General features: G+C 57.4%; 16 protein-coding genes, 1 tRNA gene and 1 pseudogene. 11 read left to right on the top strand and 7 right to left on the bottom strand.

The window, feature by feature from the left end; genetic code table 11:
• A tRNA-Cys gene (locus tag GOW48_RS06565) sits at positions 1–74 on the bottom strand.
• 227 nt (positions 75–301) lie between these two features.
• On the opposite strand from GOW48_RS06565, the gene GOW48_RS06570 reads away from it, so the two are divergent.
• The 3 genes from GOW48_RS06570 to GOW48_RS06580 all read left to right on the top strand — a co-directional run bounded on the left by GOW48_RS06570 (position 302) and on the right by GOW48_RS06580 (position 3,264).
• Positions 302–955 (top strand): protein-L-isoaspartate O-methyltransferase family protein, encoded by a 654-nt coding sequence (locus tag GOW48_RS06570; RefSeq protein WP_170752379.1) that lies wholly within the window; start codon positions 302–304, stop codon positions 953–955.
• A gap of 96 nt (positions 956–1,051) precedes the next feature.
• The gene (locus tag GOW48_RS06575) at positions 1,052–2,470 is read left to right on the top strand and encodes a TolC family outer membrane protein (RefSeq protein ID WP_170752381.1); all 1,419 of its coding nucleotides are present in this window, start codon (positions 1,052–1,054) and stop codon (positions 2,468–2,470) included.
• Positions 2,471–2,544: 74 nt separating this feature from the next.
• The gene (locus GOW48_RS06580) at positions 2,545–3,264 is read left to right on the top strand and encodes a hypothetical protein (RefSeq protein ID WP_170752383.1); all 720 of its coding nucleotides are present in this window, start codon (positions 2,545–2,547) and stop codon (positions 3,262–3,264) included.
• Positions 3,265–3,267: 3 nt separating this feature from the next.
• Here GOW48_RS06580 and GOW48_RS06585 read toward each other — a convergent pair whose 3' ends face one another.
• On the bottom strand, positions 3,268–4,725 hold the full coding sequence (locus GOW48_RS06585) for a cobyric acid synthase (protein ID WP_170752385.1): 1,458 nt from the start codon (positions 4,723–4,725) through the stop codon (positions 3,268–3,270).
• Positions 4,726–4,786: 61 nt separating this feature from the next.
• Between GOW48_RS06585 and GOW48_RS06590 the strand changes: the two genes are divergently transcribed.
• Positions 4,787–5,356, top strand: coding sequence for a cobalamin biosynthesis protein CobQ (locus GOW48_RS06590; RefSeq protein ID WP_170752386.1), 570 nt, complete (start codon positions 4,787–4,789; stop codon positions 5,354–5,356).
• 74 nt (positions 5,357–5,430) lie between these two features.
• Here the strand turns inward: GOW48_RS06590 and GOW48_RS06595 are convergent, their stop codons facing one another.
• Positions 5,431–5,751, bottom strand: a complete 321-nt coding sequence (locus GOW48_RS06595) for a DUF6280 family protein (RefSeq protein WP_108785849.1) — start codon at positions 5,749–5,751, stop codon at positions 5,431–5,433.
• Between the two features lie 218 nt (positions 5,752–5,969).
• On the opposite strand from GOW48_RS06595, the gene efp reads away from it, so the two are divergent.
• Complete coding sequence (efp, locus tag GOW48_RS06600) at positions 5,970–6,533, top strand: elongation factor P (protein WP_170354655.1); 564 nt, start codon at positions 5,970–5,972, stop codon at positions 6,531–6,533.
• Positions 6,534–6,584: 51 nt separating this feature from the next.
• Here efp and GOW48_RS06605 read toward each other — a convergent pair whose 3' ends face one another.
• The gene (locus GOW48_RS06605) at positions 6,585–7,529 is read right to left on the bottom strand and encodes an ABC transporter transmembrane domain-containing protein (RefSeq protein ID WP_170752388.1); all 945 of its coding nucleotides are present in this window, start codon (positions 7,527–7,529) and stop codon (positions 6,585–6,587) included.
• 105 nt (positions 7,530–7,634) lie between these two features.
• Entirely contained in the window at positions 7,635–8,372 is a 738-nt protein-coding gene (ygfZ, locus tag GOW48_RS06610; RefSeq protein ID WP_170752390.1) for a CAF17-like 4Fe-4S cluster assembly/insertion protein YgfZ, read from the bottom strand.
• Positions 8,373–8,445: 73 nt separating this feature from the next.
• On the opposite strand from ygfZ, the gene GOW48_RS06615 reads away from it, so the two are divergent.
• A complete protein-coding gene (locus GOW48_RS06615) occupies positions 8,446–9,120 on the top strand; it encodes a TIGR04283 family arsenosugar biosynthesis glycosyltransferase (RefSeq protein ID WP_170354652.1) in 675 nt (224 codons plus the stop codon).
• Positions 9,121–9,127: 7 nt separating this feature from the next.
• Here GOW48_RS06615 and GOW48_RS22770 read toward each other — a convergent pair.
• Positions 9,128–9,883: pseudogene (locus GOW48_RS22770) on the bottom strand (hypothetical protein); the annotation flags it as partial.
• A gap of 76 nt (positions 9,884–9,959) precedes the next feature.
• On the bottom strand, positions 9,960–10,829 hold the full coding sequence (locus tag GOW48_RS06625) for a MurR/RpiR family transcriptional regulator (protein WP_170752392.1): 870 nt from the start codon (positions 10,827–10,829) through the stop codon (positions 9,960–9,962).
• 155 nt (positions 10,830–10,984) lie between these two features.
• On the opposite strand from GOW48_RS06625, the gene GOW48_RS06630 reads away from it, so the two are divergent.
• The 5 genes from GOW48_RS06630 to GOW48_RS06650 all read left to right on the top strand — a co-directional run bounded on the left by GOW48_RS06630 (position 10,985) and on the right by GOW48_RS06650 (position 16,557).
• The gene (locus GOW48_RS06630) at positions 10,985–11,740 is read left to right on the top strand and encodes an N-formylglutamate amidohydrolase (protein ID WP_234899341.1); all 756 of its coding nucleotides are present in this window, start codon (positions 10,985–10,987) and stop codon (positions 11,738–11,740) included.
• The gene (locus GOW48_RS06635; protein ID WP_170752394.1) at positions 11,737–12,321 is read left to right on the top strand and encodes a TRAP transporter small permease subunit; all 585 of its coding nucleotides are present in this window, start codon (positions 11,737–11,739) and stop codon (positions 12,319–12,321) included. Before GOW48_RS06630 ends, GOW48_RS06635 begins: the two co-directional genes overlap by 4 nt.
• Entirely contained in the window at positions 12,318–13,637 is a 1,320-nt protein-coding gene (locus tag GOW48_RS06640) for a TRAP transporter large permease (RefSeq protein ID WP_170752396.1), read from the top strand. Before GOW48_RS06635 ends, GOW48_RS06640 begins: the two co-directional genes overlap by 4 nt.
• 51 nt (positions 13,638–13,688) lie before the next feature.
• Positions 13,689–14,723, top strand: coding sequence for a TRAP transporter substrate-binding protein (locus GOW48_RS06645; RefSeq protein ID WP_170752398.1), 1,035 nt, complete (start codon positions 13,689–13,691; stop codon positions 14,721–14,723).
• Positions 14,724–14,871: 148 nt separating this feature from the next.
• Entirely contained in the window at positions 14,872–16,557 is a 1,686-nt protein-coding gene (locus GOW48_RS06650) for a Na/Pi cotransporter family protein (RefSeq protein ID WP_170752400.1), read from the top strand.
• The last annotated feature ends 28 nt before the right edge of the window (positions 16,558–16,585 follow it).

Consider the following 16,585-nt stretch of genomic DNA (forward strand, 5'->3'; position numbering starts at 1 on the left):
TGGAGGCGAGTACCGGAATCGAACCGGTGTAGACGGATTTGCAATCCGCTGCGTCACCACTCCGCCAACTCGCCTTTTCAAGTAAAATCAAATACTTGTCGTGGTGTGACCGGCGTTTTAGCAGCTTTCGTCTGGGGCGTCCAGAGGGGTGGGCGCAAATTTCAGTCTGCTTATTTGTCACAGCAGTGCTCTTGTCCTGAATTATTGCCTGATATCGTGAGTTTGAAGGCACTGAGGCGTTGCCGGTTTCTTCTGGATATGGCACAAGCCACGCACACTAGGGAACAGAACGAGCGATCCAATGACAGATTTCGCAGCCCGTCGCCGTACAATGGTTGACACGCAAATCCGACCCTCTGACGTCACGAAATTTCCTATCATCGACGCGATGCTTACCGTCCGGCGCGAGAATTTCGTCCCGGATTCGCAGCGCGAGGCGGCGTATGTCGAGGAGCTGATCGACCTCGGGAACGGTCGCTGTATGCTTGAACCCAGAACTCTGGCTAAGATGCTGGACGTGTTGAATATTTCTAATAATGAAGCCGTGTTGGATATTGCTCCGGCCATGGGGTACTCGACAGCAATTGCAGCGCGGATGGCCGAATTGGTCGTGGCCGTGGAAGACGACGAAGACCTGGCAGCAGAGGCTCAGACCATTCTTATGGACGCAGACGCCGACAATGCCATCGTCCATGTCGGGCCGCTCGAGCAAGGCGCGACCGAGCATGGGCCATACGACGTGATCATGGTGCAAGGAGGGGTCGAGCAGATTCCGGACAGGCTGATTGATCAGTTGAAAGACCACGGTCGAATTGCGTGCGTGTTCATGGAAGGTGCACTGGGCACCGTTCGGATCGGTCATAAGTCGAATGGCCGTGTGACCTGGCGTCATGCGTTCAACGCCAATGCACCGGTTTTGGCGGCATTTTCCACAGAAAGTGTATTTTCGCTATAATTCCGTGATAGTTTTTTCTGTCGCCTTGATTAGTTGAAAACAAACACGCAAACTGTCGACAGGGCAGCGTAATTTTTGATTTGAGAGGATTTCGTGATGAGTTCCAAAGCGGGAGGTAAACTGGTCAAGGCGATGGCGCTGACGGCCGGAATTGCGCTTAGTGTTTTACCCGGGCGGTTCGCTTGGGCGGATAATCTGACGGATGCGTTCATCGGGGCATACAATACGAGCGGGTTGCTCGAGCAGAACCGGGCTTTACTGCGTGCTGCTGACGAAGACGTTGCGATTGCGCTGGCAGCTTTGCGGCCGATCATCAACTGGACTGTGCAAATCAGTCAAGACTACACTCGCTCGACTGTTGATGACGTTGTGAACCGTCAGGAACCGACTAACTTCTTTACCGGCCTGACGTTGAGCCAATTGATCTATGATGGTGGTTTTTCAGTACTGGGCAAACAGTCTGCGCAAGAAATCGTTCTGTCCACGCGTCAAAATCTGATTGATATCGAACAAGCCGTTTTGTTCCGGGCTGTGAACGCTTATCTGGATGTAGTTCTTCAAGAAGAAACCGTCCAAATTCAGTTAAACGATGTCGAAGTCTCGGCCGAAGAACTGCGTGCGTCGCAGGACCGATTTGACGTTGGTGAAGTAACTCGTACTGACGTGGCGCTGTCCGAAGCACAGCTTGCCAGTGCACAAGCAGAACTGGCGGTCGCGCGCGGTAACCTCAGCACCGCGCAGGCCGAATATGTAAACGCTGTTGGTAATGCCCCCGGCGCTACGGCGGGTCAGCCCAGTTTGCCGAGCCTTCCCAATTCAGAATCTGAGGCCATTGCTTTTGCGCAACGCAACCACCCGGCGATCCTGTCATCGCAGCACGAAGTGCGCGCTTTTGATCTGCTGGTTCAGCAGCAAAGGGCCAATTTGGGTCCGAACGTGTCGCTGAACGCCGATGCAGGTATCACCGAAAGCTTTGACAATGATGATGACCTCGAAGATGCAACGATCGCGTTGAACTTCAACCAACCTATTTACGCCGGCGGTGCGTTGGCCGCTCAGGTCCGTCGCGCTATGGCGACACGTGATGCATCCCGCGCCAACTTGCTAAACGTCCAAAAGGACATCACTCAGGGTGTTTCGGCATCTTATGCCAACTTTCAGGCTGCAGCGGCTAGTCTCCGGGCTTCGACAGAGCAGGTTCGGGCCTCGCAAGTTGCCTTTGATGGCATCCGCGAAGAAGCAACATTGGGTGCACGGACCACTCTGGACGTGCTCAATGCGCAGCAGGATCTGCTGGATGCGCAGTTGAACGAAGTTGCTTCGCGCACTGAACGGTCGCGCGCGGCATACCAGCTGCTGCAAGCGCAAGGCTTGCTTACCGCTGAACGCCTGGGTCTTGCGGTGCAGATTTATGATCCGACGCTTTACTACAATCTGGTGAAGAAAGCCCCAGCTCAGGTTAGCAGGCAGAGCAAGGATCTGGATCGCGTCCTCAAAGCATTGCGGCGTGATTAAACGCCGCGACTATCTGTTGTGAGGTTGAAAGTGTTTGGCTACACTCAATCCTGAGGAAAGAGTGGTATTCAAGAATGTCGGACAATGTCGCAAACGGGAATGTAGAGGACGTCCTGTCCTCTATTAAGCGGTTGGTAACCGAAGAAGGCCGCAAAATCCCGGATATCATGCAATCCACTCGTGCGCGTAAGCCTGGCCGGTTGGTTCTGACCGATTCCTTACGCGTAAGCGAATCCCAAGGTGATAAGGAAACTCCGTCTGATGCGAACGTATCAGGCTATGCGGCCGAGGTCTCTGTGAAGCCCATGGTTCTGCGGGCGTCCGACGCAGTGAAAGAAAACGAGCCACGCATTGAAAAGCCAACAGAACACGTAAACGATCCTGTTGAAAGCCTGAGCTCGAAGATCGAAGCGCTGGAGGCGGCGATCGCCAAGACAGAGGATCAGTGGGAACCCGACGGTGAAGGTCAAGATGCCTATGCCGGGACCTTGACTCAGTCGTTGAGTTGGCAGGCCGAGGCTGACGAAGACGAACCAGTTGCCGCTGAAGCACCGCTCGTCTCGGAAACCAAAGCCACTTTCATCCGCGATCCGAAGGTGACGGCGAAGGCTGACCCGGTGCAAGACGTTAAAACGGAGCACACACCGCTGGATGAAGACGCGCTCCGGGACTTGATCGCACAGGTGGTTCGCGAAGAACTGCAGGGCGTATTGGGTGAGCGGATCACGCGCAACGTTCGCAAACTGGTGCGGCGCGAAATCTACCGCGCGCTGGCGGAACACAAGTCCGACTAACGCTCACGCCCTGCGGGGTGTTTCGGCCAGCGAAAGCAGTCGGTCCAGGTCCATGTTCTGTTCCAAATGATCGGCCAGTGCGTCCAATGTCTTGTCGACACCGTCCTCATAGGACAGATCTGAAGTTACGCCTAGTTCCGACAAATACCGCGCGCGGAACGCATCCGATGAGAATATGCCGTGCAGGTAGCTGCCGCGGATGCGTCCGGTTGTATCAGTGGCACCTTCGGCGCGGCCTGCAACCTCGAGCCAGGCGCGCGCGCAATCGGGGCCATCCGTGCGACCCATGTGGATTTCGTATCCAGTTACCGGCTCGTGTCCCGGTAGGGCGCGCGCCGTTCGGAGTGTCACTTTTTTCTGTCCGACCATGACGGTCTCAACATTCAAAAGACCCAAACCTTCGACAGTACCGGGTCGCCCATCCACGCCCCCGGGGTCAGAGATGGTCTTGCCAAGCATCTGGTAGCCGCCGCACAGACCCAGCACATGCCCCCCGCGCCGCACATGGGCATAAAGGTCAACGTCCCAACCCTGTGCGCGGAAATAGGTCAGATCACCGATGGTGGATTTGCTGCCGGGCAAAAGCACGAGGTTCGCGTCACCGGGTAGGGGGCGACCAGCTGGAATGACCTCGACCGTGACGCCGGGCTCGGCAGACAGCGGGTCCAGATCGTCGAAGTTTGCCATGCGTTCTAGTTGCGGGACTACAACTTTGCATGCCCCACCGGTGTGAGAGCGGATGTCCATCATGTCTTCGGCGGGCAGCTTCCAGGCGTCTTGGAACCACGGCACGACGCCCAGGCATGGCCAGCCGGTACGTGCGGCGATGTCATCGCGCCCCTCGTCGAACAGGGACACATCGCCCTTGAATCGGTTCACTGCAAAGCCCTTGATCATCGTAAGGTCACCGGCATCCAGCACAGCCTGTGTACCCACAATCTGCGCGATCACGCCGCCGCGGTGAATGTCGCCGACCAGAACTACGGGTACGCCTGCAGCGCAAGCAAATCCCATATTGGCAATATCACCCTTGCGCAGGTTGGTTTCAGCCGGACTGCCTGCGCCCTCGACCAGGACAAGGTCGGCATCACCGCACAAACGGTCAAAACTTTCCAGCGCGGCGCTCAACAGCTTGGATTTGTCCTTGCGGTAGTCACCCGCCTTCATCGTGCCCGCCCTTTGACCCTGAACGATGATTTGAGCACCTGTATCGGTCTCGGGCTTCAGTAGGATCGGGTTCATGTCGGTGTGAGTTGGCCTGTTCGCAGCCCAGGCCTGCAGCGCCTGCGCACGCCCGATCTCACCTCCGTTTTCGGTTACGGCTGCGTTGTTCGACATGTTCTGCGGCTTGAACGGAGCCACTCTAAGCCCGCGCCGTGAATAAGCGCGTGCCAGGCCGGCCACGAGAACCGATTTGCCCACGTTGCTGCCAGTACCTTGAATCATGATGGCGCGAACCATGATTGATCTCCTATAACCTGACGGGCACATGACCCGATTTGACTGCAGAGGAAAAGACCGGATGAACACACCCGCCCATCTTTTGATCGGAGCCGCCCTCTTTGCCCGCCCGTCGCAAGGGCGCATTCTGCGCGCAGTGTTGATCGGATCAGTTTTGCCGGATTTGTCCCTTTACCTGATGGCTGGTGTGTCGCTGTTCGTTCTGGGTATCCCCGAGCAGGTGGTCTTCGGGCAACTGTACTATTCCGATGCATGGCAAACAGTATTCGCCATCGACAATTCGTTTCTGGTTTGGGGGTTGGCTTTAGTCGTGGCGCTGTGGGTGGGCGCGCGGCCTGTGGTCCTTGGGGCCTCGGCCGGGTTACTGCATTTGATAACCGACTTTGTATTGCATGCCGGGGATGGGCGGCCGCAGTTTTGGCCGATAAGCAACTGGGTTTTTCATAGCCCGGTCAGCTATTGGGACAGTGCCCATCATGCGCAATGGGTTGTTCCCGTCTCGATCACGGCGTGTGCGGCATCCTACGTGATACTCTGGCGGCGCGGGTTAGACGCTTCGACCAAGATGTTCTTTGGGGTGTTGCTTGGAGCGGAAATATGGGTCGCGCGGCAATGGCTGGTGTTTTTCTGAGATAGCCACTGGCCAAAAGAAAAGCGCGCTCTGCAATGCACGAGCGCGCTTTTTCTTGGAAACAGCGGCTTAGGTCAGGCGGCTTCGGCCTGCTGAGCAGCGTTACGGCGTTCGCTTTCTTCACGCGACAGTGCAACCGAGGTGCGCACACCACGGCCAACGAAATCCATTAAGCCGCTCACAACCCGTTCGTTCGGGTCGATACCGGCGCAGGACAGCACTTCGCGGCCGTCGCGCGAACGTGCCCAGCGGGCAATTTGTTCGGGGCCATTGCCATATTTCTTGTCATCGGCAATAGCATCATCCAGCGCAGCCAACACAACGGCTGCAAAAAGTTTGCGCGCACGGTTGCCTTGTTCGTTGTTAAAGGCGGTGCCGTCAACGAAATCTCTCATCTCGTTTTCCTTGTTGTTCTTGCTCTTGCATTTTCGGCGTGACGGTCCTTATGACCGATAAAGTGTGATTCGGATACAGCTAATATGCATAGTTGCGTTGCGTCATCTGCATGGCTCGCTGCACCTGCAACACAAGGTTTCGTTGTCTTGCCACGTGTTGTCCCGCCAGATATAGGAAGCGCAACTGACGCATCAACCGTTTGTGAAGGATTTATGTCATGCCCAAGATAAATGGGAACGAAATTCGCCCCGGCAATGTGCTTGAGCATAATGACGGTCTTTGGGCCGCTGTCAAAGTTGATCACGTAAAGCCCGGAAAAGGCGGCGCTTTTGCTCAGGTCGAACTGCGCAACCTGCGCAACGGGTCGAAACTGAACGAACGGTTCCGCTCGGCGGACAAGGTGGAGCGGGTGCGGCTGGAACAGAAGGATCAGCAGTTCCTCTACGAATCCGACGGGATGCTGGTGTTCATGGACTCCGAGACCTATGAGCAGATCGAACTGCCATCGGACCTGTTGGGTGAGCGTCGCCCTTTTCTGCAGGACGGCATGACAATTGTTGTCGAGTTCTACGAATCCGAGGCGCTGAACGCCTCGTTGCCCCAAAAGGTGACCTGCAAGATCGTTGAAACCGAACCGGTCGTAAAAGGTCAGACCGCGGCGAACTCGTTCAAGCCGGCCATTCTGGACAATGGCATCAAGGTCATGGTTCCCCCCTTTGTTGGTCAGGATGAGATGATCGTGGTGAACACTGAGACCATGGAATATTCCGAACGCGCCTGATCCGCGTTGAAATCACCAAGAGGCCGCGTCAGCAACGATACGCGGCCTTTTTTATGTGCGGCGCTTGATGCGGCGGTATTGCTCGGGGTTGGGGCCGAACAGTTCCAACATCAGCTCATACTTGATGCGGTTGGCGCTGACCTGTCGGTAGAAGGCGATCAGAAACGCGGTCGGTCCCTGTATCCGGGCCAACCCGCTTGTCGCAGCGACCACAGTGCCAACATCTGTGCGGCCTTCTAGGACCAGCCAGCCACCCAGCATCAATATGCCAACAGTACCTGCGCCATTGATGACGCTCAGCAGGAATTTGGCGGATAGTTTCCAGATGAACATTTTGCGCCGAGTTTCATAGATTGAATCGAATTCAGTCTCGATCTCGCGCGAGGTTTCCTCGATCTGCTCAGTGGTCAGTCGGTCGGTTGCATTGCGCAGGATGCGGACTCGTTCGGCGACAAAGACGTTCACCTTGCGCTGTGAAACCAGCACGATGACGATCTGCGGAACGATCATCGAGAACGCGATCAGCCCCAGCCCCGGTTGCGTCGATGAGATATAGCCGATCACGCTGATCAACGTCCCGATCTGCACGACGGGGTCAGAAAAGGCACCACCTGCGAATTTGCCAAGCTCTTCGGCCTCGGCGGAAATGGCGGTGGTCATGGTGCCCTTACGCACATCTTCGCCGGTTTCATTCAGATCGGCCGAACGCAACAACAGCCGTTGGCGGATCAGGCGGACCATGTCTTCGCCCAGTGTTCCGGCGCGGTAACCCAGAACCCATTTCAGGCCGAGGCTTAGCAGAATGACCGCCATCATACCGGCCCCTAGCCGTAACAGGCGGTCAGCCTTCACATCTTCGGTTGTAAGGTGATTGATAATGTCGCGCTGAAATTCAAGCGGTACAGCCGCCAAAGCGGCCACGGCGATCGAAAGAATGATAAGGATGATCTGCCGTCCGGCACTGGCACGCCAGATTGCCCTATATAGTTTGAACATGCCCGCACCCGTCTTGTGACCTGCCCGTATTGTGACAGGGCCAGGGTAGGGGGTGCAATCTATACGCGCTGTGCCGCAGTTCAGCCGTGCCGCTTGCGCAACAATTCAATCGCTTAGACCAACGTTGGCCAGATCGGCCTGCATATCCCCTGTGGCGCGATCCAGTCGCAGATAGGCAATTCCGGCGCCGCCAGATTGGGTGAACAAGGTTCCCACTGGCTTGCCGTTTGCAAAGATTTCAGTCCCGACCGGGGCGCTTCTATCTACCGTCACGCGGCGCAGTCCCTTGCGCAGCTCGGTTTTGTGCTTCATCCGAGCTGTAACCTCTTGCCCGACATAGCAGCCTTTCTTGAAATCGACACCGTTCAGCAGTTCGAACCCGGATTCAAGGATATAGCTGTCCGACGTCAGTTCGATTCCTGTTTCCGGGATGCAATGGCGAACGCGGATGTCATCCCAATCGGAGCCGTCATCACTTTCGGGAGCTGCGGTGTAGGCCCGCCAGCCCATGTCAACGTGACGCGGATCAGGTAAGGCACCTTGTGGTGCCGGGCCGGTGCCTCGCTGCAGGTTCAGCCCACTTTCCTTGATGGTGACGTCTGCACGCAGCTTGTACATCCCAAGACGTTTGACCAGCCCTTCGGCCAAAATCTCGGCCACATCCAGCAGAACAGCATCGTCCTCGCGTTTGAGGAAGAAATCGGCAAGATATTTGCCTTGCGGAGTCAAAAGCGCAGCATAGACCAGGCCATCCTCAAGCCCGCCGATGTCATTTGTCACCAGCCCTTGCAGAAAACTGTCAGTGTCTGCGCCGCTTAGGCGCAGGATGCGGCGATTGGGCATGGGGGTATCCTCGTGCTTTCCCTCGGTCCCGTGATATAGGAGTTCGCGCCGACAAGACCAGAGGGTAATCCACGTGCCAGCACCGATCTCGATTGTCATTCCGACTTTGAACGCGGCTGAGACCTTGCCTGCGACCCTTCAGGCATTGATGGAAGGACTGCACACCGGGCTGATCCGCGAATTGATCGTTACGGATGGCGGATCCACCGACCAAACTCTGGAGATTGCGGATGAGGCCGGGGCCGAGATCGTCACCGGCGCCGCGTCGCGTGGCGGGCAGTTGCGTCGCGGGTGCAAACAGGCGAGAGGCGAGTGGCTGCTGGTTCTGCATGCCGACACGGTTCTCGAGGATGGTTGGACCAAAGCTGTCGGCGATCACCTTCGATCAGGCAAGCCAGCGGTTTTCCGACTGGCGTTTCGCGCTGTGGGATTTGCGCCCGGTTGGGTTGCTGGATGGGCCAATCTGCGCAGCCGGGTGTTGGGGTTACCCTATGGGGATCAGGGGCTGCTGATCCCGCGACGGACTTATGAACAGGCCGGAGGGTTCCCGGATCAACCCCTCATGGAAGACGTTGCACTTATGCGCCGGGTGCGGGGCGTCGCGTTATTGCCTTCTCGTGCGTTTACGAGCGCGGATCGATACCAGAAGGCGGGGTGGATGCGCCGAGGGGCGCGGAATCTGTGGACTCTGTTGCGGTATTTTCTGGGGGCAGATCCTGCAAAACTGGCGCGGGCGTATCGGCGCTGAAGGCAGTGCGCAATTCTACGATCGACTTGCCCAATCGGAACGGGGCGGCGAAGCTGACAAGGCACAAAGCGATAATCTGCAGCACCAGGATATGTGCGTTGGCCTGCAGGTATTCCCATTCGTCCTTCAGCTTTCCGACTTGCGCAATCAGATCCTCATAGCTTCGGGCAAGGATCAGATAGTCACCGGCAATCGCAGGCACCTTGCGGCGCATATTGTCGATGGCAATCTGGGTCTTGTCGTCTACGGTCGTAAAAACCAGAAATTGGTCGATATCAAAAGCGTTGGCCTTTGCGGCCATCGCGCGTGCGTCGTCCATATCGTCTTTTGCCTGACGTCCGAATAGGAAGTGCAGGCCTTGCAGCGGCGCGACTTCGTTGGTCACGGCGATAAACAGGGGCAGGTCAGCGTTGCTGGCGGTTGAGGCCGATAGGAACTCCACCTTTTCGCACAGAACGCCAATGTCATCATCATAGGCTGGGTCGCAAAACCGCAGGCGAAAGCGGGCAGCGTCCCGGTCAAAGGCCAGGGTTGCGGCATAGGCTACGTCGATCTGCCGGTCCAACCGAGAACTGTCGGCGGTGTAAAGACCGGCCAAAACGGCAACCAACGCACCGATACCGCCCAACACGACCCAGACCAGATCGGCCAGTTTCCACGCCCGATGCCCCGCAGGTTTGCGGAACAGAAACCCGGTGCCCACGAGTCCGACCAGAAAGAACAGGATCAGAAGCGGCAGTTGGTTATCGGCGATAAAGCTCATGCCCATAAAGTGAACGCGCGGCCCCCAAGTGGCAACACTGATCACGGGCAGTTGTAAATTATAGCAATTTCAGATGTTAAGAACCCGAGCTTTGGCCGAATTTACGGAACAGCTTGGTGCGGTCAAAGGCGGCCTCAAGCTCGTCGGTGCGGTTCTTGACTGAGTCCCAAAGGCGTTCCTGAACCTCGGCGATGGCGCATTCCATCAGTGTCAGGATCGACGCCATCGAATCCCAAGCGGACGGCACCGCGATCCGTGCGGCAAAGGTATGTTTGGCCAGCCGGTGAATGGGGGAACGCCACTGGTCTGTGAACAGCACAATCTCGGCCCCGCGTTCCTGGCAGAGCTGACCGATCAACATGGTCGAGTTTTCATATCGTCGCACGTCCAGCGCGATCAGGACATCATCTTTGCGTACATCCAGCAGATCATGGGTCCACGACGCAGCCACCGGTAGCATTCGGACGTCGGGACGGATCATTTGCAAATGCAGGTACAGGTACTGCGCCATTGTACCCGTGATGCGCCCCCCAGTGATGAAAATGCGCCGATCGGGATCAGATAACAGGTTGCAAAAACTGTCGAATTCTTCCGGGTCAACCTCATCAATCGTGCGCTTTTGATTGGCGAGGGATTGCTGGGAGTAGCGGTTGAGTATGTGTTCCTCGGGCAAGTCGTTTTGCCAGACGTCGCGCTTGGCGATGGGCCCCGAGATCATCTCTTTCACTTCGCCCCGCAGGGCGGCCTGAAATTGCGGATAGCCGTCAAATCCGGTCTTTTGCAACATCCGCGCAACTGTGGTGGTCGAAACCGACGCGGTGCTGGCCAGTTCGGTAATGCTGCCCAGCCCGGCCATTGGATAGTCATCCAGCAGAACACTGACCAGTTGCCGTTCAGAAGGCGTCATCTTGTCCCGATGGGCCAGCAGCCTGTCCGTCACCCGCACTGAACGATCCTCCTGTATGCGACAAAGGCATAATGTGAATAATTTTTCATCAAGATCAAGTGTGGAGAAAATTATACAGGAAAATTATTGACAGGTGATCGGGCTGTGTGGAAATTTTTCCGCAATGAGGATTTTGGGAATCGCAGGGCAGTAGGTTGGATTTCGGAACAGTCGTTCACACGGATATGGCAGACGGTGCGCCAAAGGTCGTTCTTGTCTGCGAGCACGCGTCGAACCGGATCCCGGCGTTTCTGGGGGATATGGGGCTAAATGCTGAGGCACGTGAAAGCCACATCGCATGGGATCCCGGAGCTTTGGCGGTGGCCAAGCGGATGTCGGTGCAAATGGCCGCACCGCTGGTACATGGTGGTGTGTCGCGGTTGGTCTATGATTGCAACCGGCCGCCCGAGGCAAAAGGCGCTATGCCGTCGCGCAGTGAAGATATCGACATACCCGCAAATACTCGGATGACGCAGGATCAACGGCAGGCGCGGATTGAGGGCGTCTACGAACCATTTCGCCAAGCCCTCTCCAAGCTGATCTTGCAGCACCGGGGAACGCTTGAGCTGATGGTGACGGTCCATAGTTTCACTCCGGTCTATTTGGGCAAGCGCCGACAGGTCGAACTGGGTATCCTGCACGGCGCCGATGACCGGTTTGCAGCAGCGATGATGGCGCATAAGGCGGTTGAAAACCCTTATGTTACCATGTTGAACGAGCCATACTCGGCCGCTGATGGTGTTGCACACACTCTGGATGCGCAGGCTTTGCCGAATGGTTTGTTGAACGTGATGATCGAGGTTCGAAACGATCTGATCCGCACGTCCGAGCAGCAAAATGCGGTGGCGGGCTGCCTTGTTCCTTGGATATCGCGAACCCTTTCGGGGTTTGAAGAAAGGGCGGCAGAATGATCCGGGCCATGCGCGTATATGTCCGTGTTGTTGACGCCGTCAATTACAGGATCGGACGGGTGATGATGTGGGGTCTGTTCGTTATGATGGGCATCCTGCTGTGGTCGTCGGTCTCGAAAACCTTCTTCCTGCCATCGCTATGGACCTTGGAAATGGCGCAGTTTGCCATGGTGACCTATTACATCATGGGCGGGCCGTATTCGATCCAGCTGGGCTCGAACGTGCGGATGGACCTGTTCTATCACAACTGGAGCCACAAGAAAAAAGCGTGGTTCGACGCCTTCACCGTTCTGCTGTTGATCCTGTATTTGGGCGTGCTGTTTTACGGTGGGCTGGGGTCCACCGCCTATAGCCTTGGATATTGGGGGGATTCCCCGATCTCGTACTTCACTGGTTTGTTGACCGGCAGTGAAGAGATCGGGCGGCTAGAACGCTCGTCCACCGCATGGCGGCCTTACATCTGGCCGATCAAGGCGATCATGGTGCTGGGCTTCTTCCTGATGCTGCTGCAGGCAATTTCGGAATTTTTCAAAGACATTGCCCGGATCAACGGGCAGGAAATCGGGGTCGCTCGAGCATGAGCCAGGAATACATCGCCATTTTCATGTTCGCGTCGATGATGCTTATGCTGTTCACCGGTCAGCGCGTCTTTGGCGCGATCGGAGCGGTCGCCACCATAGCCGCGCTGGCCCTGTGGGGTACGGGCGGGCAGGACATCACATTCTCGGCCGCGATGAAGCTGATGAAGTGGTATCCGCTGCTGACGCTACCGATGTTCATTTTCATGGGCTACGTGCTGTCGGAAAGCCGTCTGGCCGATGACCTGTACCGGATGTTCCATGTCTGGATGGGTCCGGTGAATGGCGGGCTCGCGATTGGCACGATTGGCCTGATGGTGCTGGTATCGGCCATGAACGGGCTGAGCGTCGCGGGGATGGCCATTGGCGCGACCATTGCGCTGCCGGAACTGCTGCGGCGGGGCTATGACAAGACGATGGTCACGGGTGTCATTCAGGCGGGGTCCAGCCTGGGCATCCTTGTACCGCCCTCGGTCGTGCTGGTTCTCTATGCGATGATTGCGCGGCAACCGGTGGGGCAACTGTGGCTGGCGGGGATCGTGCCGGGGCTGCTGATGGCGGGTATGTTCATCCTCTATATCTGGATCCGTTGTCGCATTCAGCCCGAGCTTGGCCCCGCGATGAAAGACGCCCATGAAGTGCCACGCGCGGAAAAGCTGCGGCTGCTAGGCGCGGGCGCACTGCCGCTGATCATCTTTGCCGCTATGATGGTGCCCTTTGTGAATGGCTGGACCTCGCTGGTGGAAAGTTCGGCCATCGGGGCGCTGACGGCGCTGGTGGTGTCAGTCGTGAAACGCCGCATGACGTGGAAGATTTTCGAAGACTGCACCAAGCAGACACTGGCGATTTCGTGCATGTTTATGTGGATCATCCTTGCGGCTCTTGGCTTTGGCGCGGTGTTCGACGGGCTGGGTGCGGTGAAAGCCATCGACAACCTGTTCACCGAACAGCTTGGCCTGTCGCCCTGGGTGATCCTGATCCTGATGCAGCTCAGCTTTATCGTCATGGGTACGTTTCTGGACGACACAGCAATGCTGGTCATCGTGGCGCCGCTCTATGTGCCTTTGGTGGGCGTGCTCGGATTTGACCTGATCTGGTACGGGGTGCTTTATACGATCACCACCCAGATCGCCTATATGACGCCGCCCTTCGGCTATAACCTGTTCCTGATGCGCGCGATGGCCCCGCCCGAGATCACGCTGCGCGACATCTATCGCTCGATCTTCCCGTTCGTGGCGGTGATGGTGCTGGCGCTGACGATAATCATGATCTTCCCGGAACTGGCCCTGTGGCTGCCCGGATATGTCTACGGAAATTAACAAGAATGCCCGCTCAAGAGGCACGCAAACCTGCAACAGAGAGGAAATGACATGACAACAAGACGTAAGTTTCTGAAAACAGCCGGGGTCGGCGTTGCCGCTGCCCCTCTGGCCGCGCCGGCATTGGCGCAAAGCACGATCACATGGCGGATGCAGACCTATGCCGGTCCTGCGCTGGCTGCTCACGTGATCGACCCCGCGATCGAGATGTTCAACAAGATCGCTGGTGACCGGATGCAGATCGAGCTGTTCTATGCTGATCAGCTGGTTCCCACCGGAGAACTGTTCCGCGCCATGCAGAAGGGCACGATTGATGCGGTTCAGTCAGATGACGACTCGATGGCTTCGCCCACCGATGTGACCGTGTTCGGCGGCTATTTCCCATTTGCCTCGCGCTACTCGCTGGACGTGCCGGTGCTGTTCAACCAATACGGCTTGAACGAGATCTGGGATGAGGAATATTCCAAGGTCGGCGTCAAGCACATCAGCGCGGGTGCTTGGGATCCGTGCCACTTTGCCACCAAAGATCCGATCAACAGCCTGGCCGACCTGCAGGGCAAGCGCGTCTTCACCTTCCCGACAGCGGGCCGCTTCCTGTCGCAGTTCGGTGTTGTGCCAGTCACTCTGCCGTGGGAAGACATCGAGGTCGCAGTGCAAACCGGCGAGTTGGACGGCATCGCGTGGTCGGGCATCACCGAGGACTACACCGTGGGTTGGGCCGATGTGACCAACTATTTCCTGACGAACAATATCTCGGGTGCATGGGCCGGGTCGTTCTTTGCCAATATGGACCGCTGGAACGAGCTGCCCGAAGACCTGCAGACTCTGTTCCGCGTTTGCTGTGACCAGTCGCACTACTATCGTCAGTGGTGGTATTGGGGTGGCGAGGCCAGCCTGCGTGTCAATGGCGACAAGATGCAGCTGACCACGATCCCCGATGAAGAATGGGCGCAGGTCGAAGAGGCTGCCGTTGCCTTCTGGGATGAGATCGCGGCTGAATCTGAAACCAAGGCCAAGGTTGTCGAGATATTCAAGCAGTATAACGCCGACATGCTCAAGGCCGGACGGCCTTATCGCTACGGCTAAATTCCATACAATTTCGGCGCGCGGCCTCGGTCGCGTGCCGGTATTGGACCTCTGGACCCCCGATCCCTGATGCTACGCTTGCCTCTGAAACAGACAAGAACATTCTGGTCGCGCGTTGGCGTGAACCGGGCGAGGGGGGTATAGGCCAATGGCGATAGCTGGGTTCCTGATCGAGATTTTTGCGGCGACCATGTTGCTGCTGTTTGCGGTGCGGCTGGTCCGTACGGGCATCGAAAGACGTTTTGGCGCATTGTTCCAGTCGCTGCTGACGCGTCATTCCAACACGTTTGTTGCCGGTGGCGCCGGCATGGTTCTGGCAACGATCCTGCAAAGCTCGGCTGCGGTTACAGTTTTGCTGACCGGTTTTGCTGCGGCAGGCATGGTCAGCTTTGGCCTTGCATTGGCCGGGGTGCTGGGCGCGGATCTGGGTGCAGCGCTTGTCATTCAGGTTCTGTCTTATGATCTGGGCTGGCTGCAGCCCGTGCTGTTGGCGCTGGGCGGGTGGCTGTATCTCAAGTCCGACCGCGCCAATGTGCGGCTGATCGGGCGTATTGTTCTGGGCATCGCGTTCATTCTGGTTTCATTGCAGTTCTTGCGCGATGCGGTTGATCCGATCCGCGAGAGCGCCTTTTTGCCCGCCATCGCGGGCTATCTGGAAAGCGACTATTTCAGCGCCTTTATCGTGGGCGCGGTACTGGCCTTTGTCATGCACAGTTCGGTTGCGACGATCCTGATGTGCGTGACACTGGTTCAGATCGGAGCTATCCCTTTTGCTGCCGGGCTGTCGCTGGTTCTTGGGGCCAATCTGGGCTCGGCCTTTATTCCGATCTGGCTGACCCGTGACCTGACCGTTTCCGCGCGTCGTATTCCACTGGCCAACCTTCTGCTACGTGGCAGCGCGGCGCTGGTGATGCTGATTGTGGTCAACGTGACCGGCACGCATCAGACGTTGATGGTCGCGGGGGCAGGGCAGTCGTTGATCCTGGCTCATATCGGATTCAACCTCGCCGTTTTTGTGCTGGCCACAGGGTTCGTGAAGTGGATGGAGCGACCGATGGCGCTGCTGCTGCCCGAGCCCGAGGTTAAGGCGCACGCGATGGACCACTTCTCGGACGCGCTTAGCCCACTGAAAGATCCCAGCGCTTCGGGGGCGAATGTTGCGATGTCCTCGGTCCGGCATGAGCTGTTGCAGATGGTCACACAGGTTGAGCGCATGTTCCGCCCGGTTCTGGATATCTATGAGCAGGATGACAGCGATGCGATCTCGGCCCTGTGGCAGCAGGATGAGAGGGTGAACGCGCAGCTGACCGAAATCCGACGCTTTGTTGCCCGACTGCCGCGCCAGAACATGAACAAAGCGCAGATCAAGGCGGCGCGCGGCCTGGTCGAATACGCGATCCGGCTTGAGGCGGCGGGCGACGTGGTGTCGAACCGCATGACCCGAAGTGCGCAGATCAAACACACCGAACGCACCGATTTTTCGGCACAGGGCTGGAAGGAACTCAAGGATTTGCACGCGGCGGTGCTGGCCAGTTTCTCTCTGGCTCGTCATGTGCTGCTGGTGGATGACATGGATTGCGCCCGCCGTCTGGTGCTTGACAAAGCCGAGGTTAAGCGCCTGTCGCGGAACAGCCGAAAGGCGCATTTGAAGCGGCTTGAGAGGGGGCAGACCGAAAGCTTTGCCTCAAGTGATCTACATCTTGAGACGTTGCGCGCCATGCGCGACCTGCACGGGCATATCGCCGCCATCGCCTATCCGATCCTCTACCAAAGCGGGCAGGTGCTGGAGACACGCCTGGTGATGGAAATGGATAACGAAACGGTCGAGGACTAAGGCCTAGGGCAAGAGCTTGGGACAACAG

This window comes from Ruegeria lacuscaerulensis (assembly GCF_013033355.1).
GTDB lineage: Bacteria > Pseudomonadota > Alphaproteobacteria > Rhodobacterales > Rhodobacteraceae > Ruegeria > Ruegeria lacuscaerulensis_A.